Source organism: Cardinium endosymbiont of Dermatophagoides farinae (assembly GCF_007559345.1).
Lineage (GTDB): Bacteria > Bacteroidota > Bacteroidia > Cytophagales > Amoebophilaceae > Cardinium.
This window is the reverse complement of sequence record NZ_VMBH01000004.1, coordinates 1-17,803: the sequence shown is the minus strand read 5'-3', so window position 1 is coordinate 17,803 and position 17,803 is coordinate 1. Positions and strand designations below refer to the sequence as shown.

Genomic DNA, 17,803 nt, shown 5'->3' with positions numbered 1-17,803 from the left:
CAGTAAGTTAAAAAGACCTTTTAACCACTCTCGTGAATGCATACTCAGTTTGGTCTTTTGAAGAGAACGCAATATTTTCAAAAGACCACCAATCGTTCAACATCATGAAGAACCAGCATTTAAAATCTGCTCACATATATTTTCCATTTCTGATACCCAGGTTAAAACATTATTTTTTTTAGACCATGGAATGTAAAACTCCACAGTATCTTTTGCTATTCTTTTTTGGTCTTCTAGTTTTCTTGCAGTTATAGTTCTTAGATTATGCAGTCTATCAGCAAGTTTAATCTGAACGACACGAATGTCCTTGCACTTATTTAATATAATTTGATTATCAGACTTATCTAATTTCCATCGCAACCCATAAGTATTATAATGCGTAACCATATCTACTATATAAGCCACTTCCACTCCATATAGTAGTTCTATTTGCTCTAATGTAACGGTTGTATCCTCTACTACATCATGCAATAGAGCAGCCAAAATGGTATCAGCATTCTTGGTAGCTTCTAATACAATCTTAGTTACCCCCATAGGATGGGTATAATAAGGATCGCCAGACTTACGTATAGTATTGCCATGTGCTTGCTTAATAAAGTGAATGGTTTTTTTTACCTTTTGCTCCGTTAAAGTTGTGTTGCTTACAAGTAAACGAATGAGTTCTTTTTCTTGAGCTAAACTTTCATCAGTCTCTGCTACCTTATTAGATAAGTCATCGGTATGATATCGTTTAAACTGCATAACTTTTTTACCATCAATAGGTAATATATAGAGGCAGGTTAAACCCGTTTCTGTTTCTATGGTTTCTATATATCCTCCATGCGCTTGTACCATTTGTCTACTTTCTTCTTGATACAGATTATGGATGGTCTTAGGTAAATAGTCTGAAGTAAGTTCGTCAGTAACTACGTAAGTAGGTGATATATTGGGTCTATCTGCATCTGTAGATATAGAAAAAGCGAGTGCAGATAATATGGGCGCTTTTAACTGCTTCTCGTGCGTACTACGTATAGATACCTGATTAGGTTCAGGAAAAGGGTAAGATAACAGTGTGTCTGAAATAGTTAAATAAACGGCATGATCTATGATATATTTACCCTGGCATAGGTTTAAAAAATTTATAGTCAATAATCTTTCAAAAGTAGTGGGGGCAGTTAATAAATATTTTTCTTTTGTTTTTTTCGTTACAAGCAACTGTATTGGTATATCTAGTTTCCTAACCGTTTCATAAGATTTTAGGATTAGTTTCTCTATGTCAACTTTATGGATAGATTTTGAGTCTAAGGTAAACGTACGTTCTTCCTTAGCCCTTTTCAGCAGAGATTGGCTAAATATATAAAGCTTCTTCTGGAATTCCTGTATAGGTAGATTTACTACATATGGGTTTAACTCATCAGCCATATCTTGTAGTACTTTGCCACTATAGGTAGGGTCTAATCGGTTCCAGTTGGCTTGATTATGTAGAGAATCTAGCGCATACTGTTGATCACAGCTTCTAGTTAACGCTATAGTTTGTAATTGTCTGTTAGTTGTATTCCTTAGATATCGATATACTAAACAACTGAGTAAAATGGTTAATCCTATCATTGTTTCTGTAGTTATCAACTCTTTATAACTTACAAGGTCTAAATGAGGCGGTATCCATCTATATATCAATAATACAAAAGATAGCATGACTATTGTTATAGTATATGGTAATAATAGACTACTTAGACCTATATTTACTATAAATAGTGCGCAAGACATAGGTGAAAAATGGCTTAATTTCATATAGGTGATGCCAGAAATAAAAAAGACAACACATAACAATATAGGCCATAATCCATGCAAAAAACGATTACCTTCCTGTTTATAAGCGTGAAATGTAGGATAGATGGTTACTATTGTTCCTATAGCCATGACAGCTATATACCAGTAAATGTAGGAAAATATATATACTTTCCTCACATAGAAAAGTAGTATGGAGCTGTAAATAATAAAATAAATGCCTGACGCTATGAAAGTAGTAGCGTTTTTAGGAAATGTATCCTTCCAATAAGAAGTAGTAAAAATTGATTGAAAATAATATAGCTTTCTTAACCACCAACGTTTGGTTTCTTGGTTTTGTAGCTTTACTGGACTATCATCTGGAATACCCACCCATCCTGTATTTGGCTTTTTAGGTAAGAGGTAATGAAAGATCAATAAAATGAACGCACCATATATAAGGGATAGAAATACATCACGTTCTCTTATAGCTTGCCCTTTTATAAAGATATGATAAACCGTCATAGCTGTGTTGATGCCCATCGACCATAAGACAGCAGCCGAACGGGGTCTAAATCCAAAACAAGCCATAATCATTGGAACTGTAACCGAAGGAGTATAGAAATAAAATACTTTATTTAAAAATTGTCTAATATTGCTCATGTGTAATGTGATCAGAATAGTAGCTATACCTATTAAACCAGAGGATATTCGTACAACTCTTAGAGAATATTTATCGGTTCGTTCTCTAGAACAGGTTATGAAAGGCCATATATCATTAGCAAATAACACAGAACCTGTATGCAAATAAGAGTCAACAGTAGAAATACATAAAGCAATAATAGCTGTTATAAGCAATCCTTTGATTCCAGGAAAATGATTAAGCTGAATAATATAGTCTAGTATTTTTTGTTTAGGTGGAACACTATTGCCACTTGTATATAAAGCAGCAATAACAACTAAAAATAGTAGCGAAAAAATGATCCGAATTGTACCACTTTTAAAAAATACTTTGGTGGCTTGTTGAATAGAAGAAGACATATAAAAACGCTGGATTTGAGCTGGATCAAAAGTAAATATGGAATGCCAAATGAAATAAGCAAATAAATGAACTAAAGAATTATCCCATGTAGGAGAGAGATCCCAAGTAGCTATTTGAGATAAATTAAACTGTGACATATTGACAAATTTTTGCCAATTAATCCATGTATTTTGAGCATTGTATAAAAAAGTAAACGTTAAAATAGGCAAACAAATACTGAAGAAACAAAATTGATAAACATCTGTTAGTGCTACAGACCTAGCCCCACCTAAAATAGTGTAAGCTGTAACGAGTAGTCCTAAAATGACTGTGTAATAATTAGCATATGCTGGTGCATTACAAGAAGTAATAGATTCAATAATAATTAAACTAATCTTAAACTGAGCAGAAACCTTAGCTATCGTTACTATAATACCAAAGATGGCCGTAAGTATTCGAACGGATCTTCCACATAGCCTACCCATAGATTCAGCAATGGAAAAATCTCCTAGCCACTCTTTCATTCTAACAATAATAAACCGAGAGGCTAAATAAAACCTAAGTGGACTACCTAAACTTAGTAGTAACATATATAAGCCTTGATAGTAATAACCAGTCAGTTGGGTATGTAAAAAATTCCCTCCATATATGGTAGCTATTAAAGAAATAGTAACCACCCAAGTAGACATATTTCTACTGCCTACTGCATAGTCTCTAAATGTAGTAACTGATCTACTACAGTATAATCCTATTGCCAGTGTAGTTACTAAGAATACTATTATAATCAATAGGTCTATATCCATGGCTTATCTATATTTTCACGTTTCTAGCAAAACACTATAATAAAATTTATTGAATACTTCCATCCTGAATGGTAATGGCATATAATATTCATTTAATTTTTGTATTAAGTGTTATAATATATGTGCATACATATACATATACTATATAATGGATAGTAATCAGATTAGAAGAAAAATCCTATTTGCTATGTTTCGTTTATGTATACTTTTTTATCTATGTCCTGTTGCTTGTAGCTACATGGCGCATAGGACTGGCATGTTGCCTAATAAAAACCCGATGCCTAGTCAAGTACAATTGGAATATGGCTCAACAGTGTGTAGTTATGACAGCAAAACTATACTTGAAAGAAGATTAGAACAAAATATAAAGGCCAGTGTTGGTGTTTTACTTTGCTATACTAATGATAAACAAGAAAGTTTTGTCTTACTAGGTAGAGAACGAGTAGGAAAATGTGATGGGGAAACATGGTGTGAATTAGGTGGAAGTGTGGAAACAGGTGAAAGTTTTTTAGAAGCTGCTATTCGCGAATCAAAGGAGGAAAGTGAAGGTATATATCAGTTAGACCCAAATGATTTATTGAATAATGGTGTGGTTTGTTATAGTGAGCATAAGAAAAAGGATGGGTGTATTAGAGAAGAAGTATATATCTTACTGAAAGTAAATGATTTTTATCCTGCTGATGTATTATGTAAGGCAGTCAATCATCAAAATAAGGATACTTATAGGGAGAAAGATGACTTTAAATGGGTTTCATGTGATAGTTTATGCAAAGTCGAACATAATCTTTGTGTATTAAAAGATATAGACGGTAATGCGTATACGTTTACGATAAGAAAGTTTTTCTACGATGCATTAAAACGAGATGCATTCCTGGTGAAATTAAAATCTGTAATGTAACTATAAGTGAATCATACAAATCATAACGCATGGTTTATTTATTATAAATAGATGAACATAATTCCCAAATATGATTTATCACATAATGGATCTAATAGGTGCTTAGCATTAAAATTATATAAACAAGCATAACAAAATGAAAGATTACACTGTACAAGTAACAGCTAGAGCGCTAATAGTAAAAAATAGGAAATTGTTACTTGTGAGCAATGATTATAGGCTTTGGTATACACCTGGTGGGCACTTAAACCCAAGTGAAATGCTTCCAGAATTATGGTAAGAGAAGTAAAGGAAGGAACTGGAATTGATGTTAAACCAAACCAGATTGTCTATGTTGCAGAATTTTTTGATAAAAAATGTAATGTACATAAGATAGAAGTCTACTTTACTGCAGAAATAGTTGTAGATGAGCTTCCTAAAAATTGGTTAGATCAAGATGGTCTGGTTAAAACCTATCAATTTTTTGATGTTCAAGACTTGAAAGATATCCATGTTGTACCAGCCTTTTTAAAAACAGGAAAATGGTTAAATTTTGGTACTGATGTTTATCAAGGATCAGAGAAGAGATAAGGTAATATTATATAGTAGAGAGATGAAGAATCTTTCTAAAAGATTATGTGTAATAGTTAAGGTTTAACCTTACGCTTGTTGCAATTTTATGTATATCAATAACAACTATTATATGTGAACTTTGTATCAAAAAATTATCAAACCAAAACTAGGCTTGTCGGAATCATCTAAACCCTTATAAAATACATCATCAAACTGTACAAACATAGGTTATATCAGAGATAGAGGAATGTAAAATCAGATCTACCATTTCAGTGGACTAACGCTACTCACAGCTGCTATCACACTATGGAATACAGTCTATATAGAAACGTCTATCGATTCTATTAAGCGCAAAGTACTCAAAATAAATGATAAACCATTAGCCCACCTACCTACGTTAGGATCAGAATGTGAGTAGTTACCCTTAATACCCTAGATTAATCAAATCCCTTGAGCCTAAAATCAAAACCGTAATTTTCTGATGATTCGAGTCTACTAGTACAAAATTATTTTTACTACAAATTTTAATTAAAAACATAAAAAATGTATGTATACAAAAAAATAAATTATTGAAAATGAAAATAAAATAGTTATTAGCTATACTCCTTCTTATTTTTAAAATCTCGTATCAGTGCGTCTAAGGTCATAAAAAGGTGATGCTTATCCTTATCATCTAGTTTAGATATCTCCTGCATCCTAACCATCATATCTTTATCTAATTCAATATCTGAAATTCCTGTCAAATAGTCCAAAGACACTTCAAGAGCTTGTGCTATTTTAACAGCCATCTCTATAGTAGGCCTTACCTCACCACGCTCATATCTACCATAAGCATCCCCATTAATACCTGTTTTTTTGCCTAAATCTGATTGAGACAACTTTTTTCTTTTTCTAACTAAGGTTAATCGCTCTCCAAAACTCATTTTTTTATGGGACTTAATAGATTATTAATTATGCAGCCAATAAATATACACACAAAAAAATACTTGATAAAAACAGGATACTATTGTATAGTACATACATATTTATTAATTTTACTACAATTATGTAGTATTTACACTATTCCAGTAAAACCAAAATCGTGTCCATATTTATTGATAAAATAGTCCGTCGAATAAAGATTCAAAAATTATACCGGTCTGGTAAAGACGTTCCAACTATTCGTTTGGAGGGAAAATGGATAAAAAGGATAGGATTTGAAATAGACGAAATAGTGACTGTTAATATTAGAGAACGATTACTAATCATAGAGCCTACAGAAAAAAATATGAAGGAGATAGTCAGATATAAAAGTCATTTAAGTGCGGTCAAAAAAACGTTAAGTTAAAAGGAATTTCACAAGAACTTGAAAATATTTAAAAGATAAAATACTTACATAAGTCTAATACCTTTTATTCCTAATAACTTTTATCTATTTGGTAGTCCTATTAGTAGTCTATTTGGTAGTCCTATTAGTAGTCTAATAGCAGTCTATTTGGTAGTCACATATATACTATTAGTAGTCTAATAGCAGTCTATTTGGTAGTCACATATATACTATTGGTAGTCTATTTAGTAGTCCATTTAGTAGTCAAACTAGTATATTGATTTCCTGACTAGAAGCAGTTATGTAATACAAAAATTATATGAATCTAATTTGCAGTATATACCTGATAGTCAAATTATAAATTTGATTAATATTAGCATTAACAACAAGAAACCAGTTCATCAATTTTATTTGTTTAGTAGTCAAATTAGTAGTCAAACAGCCTTGTTATAGTAGTTGTAATTATTGTTAAAAAAATAAAAAAACAACTATAACTAGCGTGGGGGTATTAAATTTGTAAACACATCAAAAAATTATTTAAAGTCTTGCCAATTTGTTATTTATAGTTTAAGTTTATGTAGTTATTTTTTATATCACTTAAACCATATTGAACCGTAAATTTAGATGCATCCAAAAATGTTAGCTATAGAAGCAGCCGATATATTGGGCGTTAGCGTCCAGGCTATTCATAAACAACTCAAGTCGAAAAAATTAGCCTACAATAAGCTTCGCAATAGGGTTTATTTTGAATACGAAACAGCTATAAAAATGTTTGCGCCATATAAACAACCCTGTAAAGTTGTTGTGTTTGTTTTGGTTAAGGGTGGTGTAGGAAAGTCAACTTTATGTCGCGAAACAGCTATACGTGCAACCTTAATGGGTAAAAAAGTTTTAGTTATTGAAATTGATCACCAAGGGAACTTGACTAAGTCTTTTGGTATCAATGCTAATGATTATCCTGTTTTGATTGATTTATTGGATGATAGTTTAATTAAGATAACGAACTCTACAGTTAATGTGCTACCTGGATTAGATATTTTGCCGAGTCGTTATGATAACTCTGTGCTTGATAACTTTATTATGTTAAAGCAAGTTCCGCTTCAGAAAGTACTCAAGTCCAAGGTTGATCCTTTACGTTCAGCCTATGATCTAATTTTAATAGATTGTCCACCTTCTTTAGGTCAATCTATTTCTGCTGCTGTGCTTACATCTGATATGGTTGTTCTTCCTACGACTCCTTGTGACTTTAGTGATTCTGGTATTGATATTACGGTTAACGAGATTAACCGTATGTGTAATGATCACGATATGCCGAAGATTCCAATGAAAATTATTCTGAATCAGTTTGATAATAGAGAGAAGGATTCAAGAGATACCTATTCTGATTTAATTAAACACCATCAATATGGTGAAATGATGTTTTCTGGTTATATCAGGAAGTGTAAGGAAATTGAAAAATACAGAAGACGCAAATCAACGGTATTTGATAGTACTGCAAGCACAGCAGGTAGAGAGGATATTGATACTTTTACGCGTGAACTATTAGAAATGCATAACTTGAAAAGTAACCATATTGTTTCCCATTTCACTAATCCAGAAATGATAAAAGGTTATTAATAGATAAATTATGACTGCTCCAGTTTTTACCCAAGATGGAACCAAGAAAAAGTTTGTGCCTAAAAGAAGGGCCCCTTACTTGCTTCAGAATGAAGTTATCAATCAAGGTATAAATAAACCCATTAGTTCAATAAACGATTCTTCCCAGACATTAGATGATACGTCTATAAAAATAGTAGTTAGTAAAGGTAGTGAAAATAAACTGGTCGATAAAGGTCTAGAATGTAGTCAAAATAGTATCAATACGAAGTTGAATTATCATGAAGAAGTCTCTAAACTTTGTGGTATTCAAAAACGCATCGTTAGATATTTTGTTAGTTGTTGTACGGTTAGAGGGGAATCTGTTACAGGTCCAGTAACGATTGAAACTTTATCTAGTGTTACCAACACAACTAAAAAAACCTTGAGGAAAGTTGTACAAAGGATCATTGAAAAAGGTCTTATGGAACGGGTTGGTGGCAAAACTGGGAAAAGTGGTTTTTCTGTTTTTAGGTTCGATAAGGCGTTCGTTAATGCTTTTAGGTTGCAATTAGATTTAGAAAGTAGTCAATCCTTTAAGAATACTTTTTCCTTAGTGAAAAAAACTGAATCTACAAAAACGTCCTTAAATGAAAATCATTCTTTACCCAAAGAATGGGAAAATATAGATTGTAGAGATCTTGAAGAAATAGGATTTGGCCTTCCGCAAATTCGTCAAATTTATAGTAAAGGTACTAATACAGCAGACACCGTTCAAACTTCTATTGATCACTTTTCTTTTGCCCTTCAGAACAAATCTGGCACATTGAATAAGTATAAAAATAAGTTGGGAACGTTTATGTCTGTTTTACAAAAAGGTGGGGCTTGGGTTGAGCATGATTATATGTCTCCTCAAGAAATAGCACTTAAAAAGTTGGCTAAACAAAGAAAAGATAGGTTAGAAAGATTAAAAAATTTAGAGGAAGACTTTTTTTCTAATGCGTTTGAGTTATGGTCATCCGGTTTAACAGAAGCAGAAAAAAACGGAATAATTCCCGATCATGTTAAGAAAGCACTTTTTGCTAAGGATATACAAAAAATAATAGCTTTAAAAAGCTATTTCAAAGAACATTTCTGGAAGAGTAATATGCCAGATGAATTGAAAAAAATTAAAGAAGAAATGAATACGTTATAGTTCTTGATAAAATTGAGGCTATAGTAGCTAGTAATCTGGTTAAATGCTATAAAAACTGTCTACCTTTCAGTGTTCAAATTTAAGGGAACGGCATATAATGGAAAGCCTTCAATTCAGTACAAAGTACTACTCAAACCTGAGGCAAGAGGTATTATTCAAAGAATAAATCATGCAACTACATAGGGTCAGAGAACTAGAAAAAGAAAACGATAAGATCCTTTTTAAGGAAAAAATAAAAGTCTCTAGAATAGAAAGTAAAAAACAGTGAGAGTAGAAAAGAAGTATAGAAATCGCTAAGTTAATGCTCCAAGAAGATGAGTCAGTAGACAAGATCATGCGCTTCACTGGTTTATATAAATCTGATATACAACAGATTCTTTAATTTTTAACCCTGTTAATTTGTCTTAATGTATTGATCAAATGACTAAGAAGAGAAATAAGAGGAAAAATAAAAAAGAGGAACTAGATAAACCTCATGATTACGCTTTTAAAAATACTTTTTGTAATAAGGAAGCTATGCTAGATTTTCTAGCTGCTAATTTACCTTCCGATCTATTTATAACAATAGACCAAGAAAATTTAGAGTTGACGGATAAAAGCTTTGTTGATCCAGTAGGTAGAAGAGGAGAATCTGATTTAGTATTCAAAACCAATATAAATGGAAAGGAAGGGTACTTGTACACGATTTGCGAGCATCAATCTACTGAAGATTCGTATATGCCACTTAGGTTTCTAGAATATAACGTTCAGTTGTTGCGTCAGCATCTAAAAGAGAAAGGCAATGTTCCTTTACCGGTAATATTAAACATATGCATATACAATGGAAATAAGCCCTATAAAGGCTCAAATAGTCTACTATCTATGTTTTCAGATCCTGAATTAGCTAAATCGTGCATGTTTGATAAATTTTATCTTGTTGATCTCTATAGTACCTCTGAAGACGAACTGATTAGCTATAAAAAGGCTGCTTTTGCAGTGATGGTGCTCAAACAAGGCATTTATCGTTCGTTTAATCAATGGTTTGCTAATCATATCAATCTAATTGTAGATTTTTTAGAAAAAAACTATATTGTTTATGCTAATGTAGCTTTTTTGTATATGTTAAAGGTAGATGATGATCCAAATTTACTAGAAACCATTAAGAAATCTAACCCTAAATTAAATCAAATTGCCATGTCAGTAGCTGAAAGATTAAGACAAGAAGGAGAGGAAAAAGGAAGACAAGAAGGAACCCAAATAGGTGAAGAAAAGGGAAAACTAGAAAGCAACATAGAGATAGCTAAATCTATGCTTTTGCGTGGTTATCCTGTAGAAGACATTATCCTTCTTACCGGCCTGTCTCCTTCTCAGATTCACGACCTTGTATAGGCCTTTTCTATTAATTGTATCTTATACCTAAACGTTCCCATTCAATTCTTATACTCTAACTGAAATACTCCTACGTTTGGTCTTAACCCAATCAATTTATACATACTTAACTTTCTTAACTTTTTCTAACAATTTTTTATCTCACACTTCCTATAGCCCATCATATAGATTAGCTAGCTTATCTATCTATCTATCTATCTATCTATCTATAATCCTAGTTTTACTATTTTTTGTATGAGTCAATTTATCTGTTTTAATGTGTATGCTGTAAACAGATGTAGCCATGACTTCCTTATTTGGCCGTAAAGCATTTTTAAGACGTGTTTTTGTTACACAAAAACCCATCTTGCTCTCTTCGGTCGGTTGATATTACGGTTAAGTTTATTTAAATTATTATCGTATTAAGGTCTCTTTAGAATGGATATCTTGGTTCTAAATCCGTTTTGGGTATCCTGTTTTTTTAATGATTTCTATGTAAGGCATTCTGGTATATTTACTTATTTATTACTTGCCATGCGTCCCAAAAAGGTTACTCATAAAAGCTCCACCTTATCCATTCGGCTTTATCCAACAGAAAAAATAGCCATCAAGTTACTGGCCAAAAACTGTGGACTATCCCTGAGTGATTATTTACGTAAAATAGGTCTCAATCAAACCATCAAAAGCCGATTCACCCAGAAGAACTATCCGTCTATCAAATGTTAGTAGACTATCGAAACCACTTTAGCCGCATCAGTAACCTTATTAAAGACCAATTAGACTTTAAAAAAGAAGTCCGATACATCATCGAAAAAATAGATCACCATCTCAACAAGATTAGCAAATGAACATCAAAAGCAGCTCCAATTTGAGCCAAAAGGTTTTAATAGAAGTATTGATTCAAGAAATAGAAAGCCTCAAACGAAGTAAGAAAGATTATGAAAAAATATTATCCATTACCACTGATCATCCCAATAGATTAGAGGCATTACATCATCAACCCATTCCCATAGATATAGGCCCATGCAAAAAGAACATGCCAATATTCTTCATACCTTAAAACGTTTTATTACCATTCCAGTCTGGTTATGGGTTATATTGTCCATATCCGTTATCAGTCTATTCTTAAGCAGTTGGTATAATTACCATCAATATATTCTTCGATGCGAATTAGAAAAAGGATTTAAACACTACTATAATGCTTACCAAAAGTTATCCAAAACAGAAAAAAAATGATTTCCATAGGTAAAAGTATCAGTCACATCGGCGCCAGCATCGCCTATGCACAAAAAACCGAAAAAGGTATTCTGTTAGATAAAAATATTGTAACAGAAACTGCCTATGGTGTTTCCAAAGAGTTTAAACTATTTCAAGATATGAATAGTAGGTGTGAACGGAATTCCCTTTCTTTTGTTATTTCTCCAACTATAGAAGATGGTCGTCAACTATCCCATGAAAACTTAAAAACTATCAACCAATCTTTTTTAGACAAAATGGGCTTAAAAAACCATCAATACATCTCCTTTGTGCATTCTAATAAGGCACATAAGCATATTCACGTTTATGTAAACAGGATTAGTAAATCAGGAGAGGCTTATAAAGGCAATTACATCAGCAATCGTTCTTCTCGTGCTGCAGAAACTATTGCCTATGAGATGGATTTAACCTTAGCCAAAGATGTGCAGAATGATAAAACCAGAGATAAGCTTATGCAAAACTCTGCTATACACAATGTTAAAGAGCTTGCCAAGTCTGTATTAAAGGACCGTAGCATCCGTTCTGTAGATGCGTTTAGTAATTCTTTTAATACAGAAGGTGCCCGTTTTAATATTAGGACCGAAGCGTATCACAACAAACAAGGTGATTTTCAAGGTTTACGTTTTTATATCATGCAAGCAGGAAAAGAAGAACGATTCAAAGCCAGTGAAATAGACAGATCGTTATCTAAGCAAAATTTTATGAACATATTAAATAAACACAAATCCTTGGATCAATCTAAGGGTTTATCTATCTGATTTTCAAATCTTATATATTATGATAAAGTTTATTTTAAACATTTTTATTAGGATATTTCATCGTGATAGAAAAAAGATTTTGCTTTTTTTATCAATATTCATTGTTTTATGCTTCACTACTATATATGATGTGTTCGTCATATTTTATCTTAAAGGTAAACCAGTCTTTCGTTCATTAGACTTATGTAATAAGTGGATGTTATTGGCCATATTGTTAACGTTTATTTTATTTAATCGTCTCATTCCTGACACTTCTGATCTACCATCCGAGGATAAGCAGTTTTTGCAAAGCAGTACGCATCGTAAGTATAAAAAGCAACCATATCTTGATTGTTTTATATGGAAAGGACAAAAAGAGGATTTATAGTATTGGATAGTCTATCTCAGGGTATATATATCGAAGGGTCTGCTGGTTCAGGAAAATCAAGTTCTGTTATGGAACCTATTATTTACCAAGCTGCTGATATGGGTTTTGCTGGATTTTTATATGATTTTAAAGGTAATCCACCAACTTTGTCTGCTCATATGTATCAGGAGCTTTTAAATAAACAAACTAAATTCGCTCATATTAATATTACCAATACGCATTTATCCCACCGTTGCAATCCCTTACATCCCAGTTATTTGCCTTTTAAGCTTTACGCTCAAGAATATGCAAGTGCCATACTTAAAAATTTAAATAAAGAATGGATGCACAAACAAGATTTTTGGTCAGATAATGCTATTGCATTTTTTAGTGCGATTATATGGTTTCTTAAAAAGCATCATGGTTCGTTATGTTCCTTACCACATGCCTTACTGGTTGCTATGAAGGATTACGAACAAAGTATTGCCTTACTATCTTTAGATAGGGAAACAAAAATCATGATAGAGCCTATTCATACTGCCTACAAGAATAATGCAGAAAAACAGCTAGCTGGTGTATTTTCTTCCTTGCAATTGCCATTTAATAAGATATATACCAAGGAAATCTTTTGGGTACTTTCTGGTCATTTGAGTGATCAAAATACCGTCGATTTAGATGTTAGCAATCCTGCGCATCCAACGATGTTGACTGTTGCTAATGATCCCAGGTTAAGCGACTCTTTATCTTCCATTATAGCCCTGATTGGTACGGTATGCATGAAACATATAAATCAACAGGGAAAGAATAAGTCTATATTCCTCTTAGATGAGGCTCCTACGTTATTTATTCCGGGTTTAGAGAATCTACCTGCTACAGCTAGGTCTAATAATGTATCGACCATTGTATGTGTGCAAGATTTCGAACAACTCAAAAACATGTATGGAAGCAGTAAGGCAGAAGTTATTAGAAATAATTTGGGCAACCAGTTCTTTGGTATGACCAGCAATTTAACAACCGGTTCCTACGTTTCTAAAATGGCAGGTTCTTATACAAATGTTAGGACTTCTATAAATATGTCGGACAAAGACGATACGGTTACTAAGTCACTAGGTAAGGAGTCCTACTTGACACCTAATTATATAGCTTCTCAGCCTCCAGGTCATTTTACCATAAAGGTGGCAGGTAATAAGCCTCAGTTTATAGCTACTCATCTTAATAATTCTAATTATCCAATAGTATCGATACAAGTAAGTTTGATAGTGAACTAGGTAGAAAAATTGAAGATAATTGGGAGCGAATACACAATGAGGTAGATAGTATATTTAGTAAACAGGGGGTTAAAGTATAAAATGCTTTTTGCTTTAATGTTCGTGTAATCCTAATCGTGGAACACGATTAGGATTAGTAAACTAATGGGAAAGATAGGTAAACGTGGTAGTAATGAATATACTCTTGGTAAGTTTTTTCCCATTTTATTGGTTTATATGCCGTTAAAAAATGAATCAAAACAAAAGAATTCTAAGTTAATTAAAGTTTAAAAGTAAGATCAACGCAATCAGAAATTAAAATAAAAAAGTTTAACAAGATAAAATTATGCATAAGATAGATGCATTACCTATTGGCTATTCAGATGTTCAATCTGTGATTGAAACAGGCTACTACGTAGATAAAACACGATATGCACAAGAGTTAATAGAAATAGAAATCCTGTATTTATAGCCCGGCCTAGGAGGTTTGGCAAGTCTTTGTTTATCGATACATTGGATACGATATGTAGAGGAGAGAAAGAAGTGTTTAAAGGGTACCACATAGGTAATCCAGAAAGCGGTATGAGTGGAAAAAATATCCTATAATCAAAATAGATTTTTCAGGCATAAACCATAATCCGAACTGCTTGGAAAACAGTTTAAAAGATGAGTTAACCAGAATAGCTTTCTCGTATAGTTGTAAACTATTCAAACGAAAGATATACAAAGTGGATTAAAAGATTTAGTGGAAGCACTTTCCAAAGCTCAATAACGGTTACGAATCTAATATCGTAGTCCTTATAGATGAGTATGATGCCCCAATGGTTAATTTAACAAAAGGTTCGGACTTAGAACAGGCCAATATTAAGGTTATGAAAGATTTCTTCATGACTTTAAAATCACTCAATAAACGTTTTAAGTTCACTTTTATTACTGGCGTAAGCAAATTCAGTTTATCGGACGTATTTTCAGGGGCTAATCATTTAAAAGATATTACCATTGATGCTTCTGCTGGTGCTATGTTTGGTTATACGCAGCAAGAAATCTTAACCATATTCGCAAAAAGATTGGAAGATATTGCTAAAAAATGTGGTACAAAAGAAGATAAAAAAATATCTACATCAGAAGTAATGAGGCGTATGGCTACTTATTACAATGGATATAAGTTTTATGAAGATGGAGCGAGTGTCTATAACCCTTGGTCTACGCTAAGATTTTTAGATTCTGGTAAACTAGAAGACTACTGGTATGAATCAGGTAGTCCAACTATGCTTATAAACCAAATGTTAGCAGATCCTGATAGATTTGAACTAAATGCATTACCGATTGATGCTTATAGATTTGAATTAATGTATACCGGTAGTAGAAATGAAATTAGTTTGAAAGCATTGATGTTTCAAACTGGATATTTAACGATAGATGGTTATGAACCATCTACAGGGGTTTATAAGCTTAAGTTTCCTAATCAAGAGGTAGAAAAGGCCTTTACGCAAACGGTTAAAGATGCCTTGGAACGGCGTGTTAAAGACTATTTTATATCAACCCAGGACCAAATAAAAAGCACTTTACAAGCCAAAGATATTGAGTCCTTTATTATCGCTATTAACATAGCCTTTTCCAGTATCCCTTACTACATAACCAGTAAAACAGAAAAAGATTATCATAGTAACCTTCATATGTTACTTTATGGTTTAAACTGTTTAGATGGTATTAACAGTCAGGTGGCTAGTGAGTCTCCTTCTAGTAAAGGTAGAGCAGACATAGTACTTACTATTGGTAGCATAGTTTATATCATAGAGATCAAGTATAAATCAAATGATAAAGTAGCCTTACAACAAATTAAAGAAAATAGGTATTATACCTCGTATTTATGGAAAGCTAAAGAGATTATCTTATTAGGTATTAACTTTGACCAAGCAACCAAATCTATAGATAGTTGGGCCTATGAAACAGTAAATAGAGAAGAGCTCAGAAAGCAGATGAACAAGTAAGATAAGTTTTATCTCTCGTAATGCGAGCGAATCTATCCAGTGCAATTGTTAACAGGTATACTGTATTCAGAAATTTTATAAAAACCTGAGCTAGGTATAAGAAAACAAGATTAGCTTACAATAATTTCAAATACCCAAGGAGAACTCTATTTAACATGTGGAAGTGTCAGTTTATGTCATTTGACATATAATAGATACATGTGATTTATTTATATATATGGTTACCAATAATATATATATTAATCATCTAGTTTGAACGTGTTGATCTACTATTTCAATTTCTATAAGTATGTGTCGAAGCATGTGACACATATACTTACACATCTAATTTTTAAGATTAATAATTATAATTGGTTATGAGATACTTTATTTTATAATCGTGTGGTAAGGTGGTAAGATATAATGGCCAAGATTTCTAATCTTACCACACATCTTACCACAATTTTTTAAAACACATATGTGTTGATAATCAGAATTATATATATAAAGTATATGGTAATGTGGTAAGATGGTAAGATAATATTATATATAGATATTAAGAAATACATACGTACACATACATATGTATGTGTATTTTTATGTGTAAATATTTACTAGTTTGTATAAACTCATTAAAATCTTACCATCTTACCACAGTTTTTATAAAACATTGATTTTCAAATTAATATTTTATAAAAACTGATTTTTTATTCTTACCACAAAGTTACCCATACTTACCTCAAGTTACCACATCCTGTTTTTGGTATGTAAGTATATTTTTAATTGTATACGTATTTGTTTTGATTAGTATATTATTTATATATTTGTGTATATATTTATGAAGTTATATGATACGTATTTAATACTATTAGTATTTTTGCCTGTATTTTGCGGTTGAGGTTGATATGTAATCATGTTACCATGAAATTTTTTGATAACAATTAGAATAAGATGAATACAATGAAATGTTTGAGGGATTTTAAAGAACATGCTGCTTCTCCTTTTTGGAAAAGCATGTAAAAGAATTTGATATTCCGACTGTAATGTTGAACCTATCTAAGTCTTCTCAAAAATTTATCAAGTACATGTTAAATAGAAACTTGTTCAGCGAGGAAAAGATGTTAATAGATATAGATGATTTTTTAAGTGTATCGGGCTATAAGACCAAAACATCTGTATTTAGAATTCTTAAAGAATTATGTCAAAAAGATATATTAGCTAGAACCAAATACAGATGTATATACTGGGTTAATAGTGGACTTATTGATAAATCTTTGGATAAGTAAGTATGCGTAATTCTATTAGAATGAGCTTTTGTGATATTAACTCAATCTTAATTTCAGATCAAGTATTTCTATACGTGTGTGGTAGGAAATGTAAGGGTAATAAATAAAAAAGCCTCCCAAAGAAGGCTAATTCTTATTTTAATAAATGAGGCTTGAAGGACCTATTTTAATGTAAGAATTATTCTATTTTGTAACAAAATTCAAAGTATGTTAACAAAAGAACAAGTTCTAGAAAAAGCAGGTGGAGAAGAAAATCTTATACGCCACTTAGTTCCTACATTTAACCCAAATTTACGAAAAAAAGAACCATAAGTCTATATTTTCAGTAAAAGACTCTAGACCAAGTATGTCTATTTATAAAGATAAAGGCATATGGAAGTTTAAGTCTTTTAATACGGACATCAGGGTGATGTATTCCGTATGTGGGCAGATTACTATGGTTTAGATTGTAAAGCGCAGTTTAAAGAGCTTTTACAGCTGATTAATCAGGAAATGT

17 protein-coding genes and 2 pseudogenes are annotated in these 17,803 nt (G+C 32.1%); 17 read left to right on the top strand and 2 right to left on the bottom strand.

Translation table 11 applies throughout. The annotated features are described in order from the left end of the window. Positions 1-102: 102 nt before the first annotated feature. Complete coding sequence (locus tag FPG78_RS06705; protein WP_144087202.1) at positions 103-3,570, bottom strand: sodium:solute symporter family protein; 3,468 nt, start codon at positions 3,568-3,570, stop codon at positions 103-105. A gap of 148 nt (positions 3,571-3,718) precedes the next feature. On the opposite strand from FPG78_RS06705, the gene FPG78_RS06700 reads away from it, so the two are divergent. The 4 genes and pseudogenes from FPG78_RS06700 to FPG78_RS08525 all read left to right on the top strand — a co-directional run. Beyond that, the gene (locus FPG78_RS06700; protein WP_144087201.1) at positions 3,719-4,468 is read left to right on the top strand and encodes an NUDIX hydrolase; all 750 of its coding nucleotides are present in this window, start codon (positions 3,719-3,721) and stop codon (positions 4,466-4,468) included. 136 nt (positions 4,469-4,604) lie between these two features. Further along, positions 4,605-4,748, top strand: a complete 144-nt coding sequence (locus FPG78_RS07330) for an NUDIX hydrolase (protein ID WP_186292527.1) — start codon at positions 4,605-4,607, stop codon at positions 4,746-4,748. Continuing rightward, the gene (locus FPG78_RS06695; RefSeq protein ID WP_144087200.1) at positions 4,742-5,038 is read left to right on the top strand and encodes an NUDIX hydrolase; all 297 of its coding nucleotides are present in this window, start codon (positions 4,742-4,744) and stop codon (positions 5,036-5,038) included. The genes FPG78_RS07330 and FPG78_RS06695 overlap by 7 nt, the downstream gene beginning before the upstream one ends. A gap of 205 nt (positions 5,039-5,243) precedes the next feature. Further along, a pseudogene (locus FPG78_RS08525) lies at positions 5,244-5,429 on the top strand (Tn3 family transposase); the annotation flags it as partial. Positions 5,430-5,613: 184 nt separating this feature from the next. On the opposite strand, the gene FPG78_RS06685 reads toward FPG78_RS08525, so the two are convergent. After that, positions 5,614-5,943 (bottom strand): helix-turn-helix domain-containing protein, encoded by a 330-nt coding sequence (locus tag FPG78_RS06685; protein WP_144087199.1) that lies wholly within the window; start codon positions 5,941-5,943, stop codon positions 5,614-5,616. 158 nt (positions 5,944-6,101) lie between these two features. On the opposite strand from FPG78_RS06685, the gene FPG78_RS08520 reads away from it, so the two are divergent. The 13 genes and pseudogenes from FPG78_RS08520 to FPG78_RS08300 all read left to right on the top strand — a co-directional run bounded on the left by FPG78_RS08520 (position 6,102) and on the right by FPG78_RS08300 (position 16,042). Next, on the top strand, positions 6,102-6,347 hold the full coding sequence (locus FPG78_RS08520) for a SymE family type I addiction module toxin (RefSeq protein WP_223262092.1): 246 nt from the start codon (positions 6,102-6,104) through the stop codon (positions 6,345-6,347). Positions 6,348-6,962: 615 nt separating this feature from the next. After that, the gene (locus tag FPG78_RS06675) at positions 6,963-7,943 is read left to right on the top strand and encodes an AAA family ATPase (protein ID WP_223262091.1); all 981 of its coding nucleotides are present in this window, start codon (positions 6,963-6,965) and stop codon (positions 7,941-7,943) included. Positions 7,944-7,953: 10 nt separating this feature from the next. Next, positions 7,954-9,096, top strand: a complete 1,143-nt coding sequence (locus FPG78_RS06670) for a hypothetical protein (RefSeq protein ID WP_144087197.1) — start codon at positions 7,954-7,956, stop codon at positions 9,094-9,096. A gap of 420 nt (positions 9,097-9,516) precedes the next feature. Beyond that, a complete protein-coding gene (locus FPG78_RS06665) occupies positions 9,517-10,464 on the top strand; it encodes an Rpn family recombination-promoting nuclease/putative transposase (RefSeq protein WP_144087196.1) in 948 nt (315 codons plus the stop codon). 417 nt (positions 10,465-10,881) lie between these two features. After that, on the top strand, positions 10,882-11,169 hold the full coding sequence (locus FPG78_RS06660; protein WP_144087195.1) for a plasmid mobilization protein: 288 nt from the start codon (positions 10,882-10,884) through the stop codon (positions 11,167-11,169). Positions 11,170-11,311: 142 nt separating this feature from the next. Beyond that, positions 11,312-11,503: a hypothetical protein gene (locus tag FPG78_RS06655; protein ID WP_186292526.1), complete on the top strand. Its 192-nt coding sequence runs from the start codon at positions 11,312-11,314 to the stop codon at positions 11,501-11,503. Further along, on the top strand, positions 11,467-11,679 hold the full coding sequence (locus FPG78_RS06650) for a hypothetical protein (protein WP_144087193.1): 213 nt from the start codon (positions 11,467-11,469) through the stop codon (positions 11,677-11,679). Before FPG78_RS06655 ends, FPG78_RS06650 begins: the two co-directional genes overlap by 37 nt. Then, a complete protein-coding gene (locus tag FPG78_RS06645) occupies positions 11,676-12,458 on the top strand; it encodes a relaxase/mobilization nuclease domain-containing protein (RefSeq protein WP_144087192.1) in 783 nt (260 codons plus the stop codon). The genes FPG78_RS06650 and FPG78_RS06645 overlap by 4 nt, the downstream gene beginning before the upstream one ends. Positions 12,459-12,797: 339 nt before the next feature. Next, positions 12,798-14,072 (top strand): type IV secretory system conjugative DNA transfer family protein, encoded by a 1,275-nt coding sequence (locus tag FPG78_RS06640; RefSeq protein ID WP_144087191.1) that lies wholly within the window; start codon positions 12,798-12,800, stop codon positions 14,070-14,072. 325 nt (positions 14,073-14,397) lie between these two features. Continuing rightward, positions 14,398-14,523, top strand: coding sequence for a hypothetical protein (locus tag FPG78_RS08220; RefSeq protein WP_255431798.1), 126 nt, complete (start codon positions 14,398-14,400; stop codon positions 14,521-14,523). A gap of 26 nt (positions 14,524-14,549) precedes the next feature. Further along, positions 14,550-14,657: a hypothetical protein gene (locus tag FPG78_RS08515; RefSeq protein WP_420888395.1), complete on the top strand. Its 108-nt coding sequence runs from the start codon at positions 14,550-14,552 to the stop codon at positions 14,655-14,657. 167 nt (positions 14,658-14,824) lie between these two features. After that, positions 14,825-15,007, top strand: a pseudogene (locus FPG78_RS08570) (AAA family ATPase); the annotation flags it as partial. Between the two features lie 63 nt (positions 15,008-15,070). After that, positions 15,071-16,042, top strand: coding sequence for a PD-(D/E)XK nuclease domain-containing protein (locus FPG78_RS08300; RefSeq protein WP_478210237.1), 972 nt, complete (start codon positions 15,071-15,073; stop codon positions 16,040-16,042). The last annotated feature ends 1,761 nt before the right edge of the window (positions 16,043-17,803 follow it).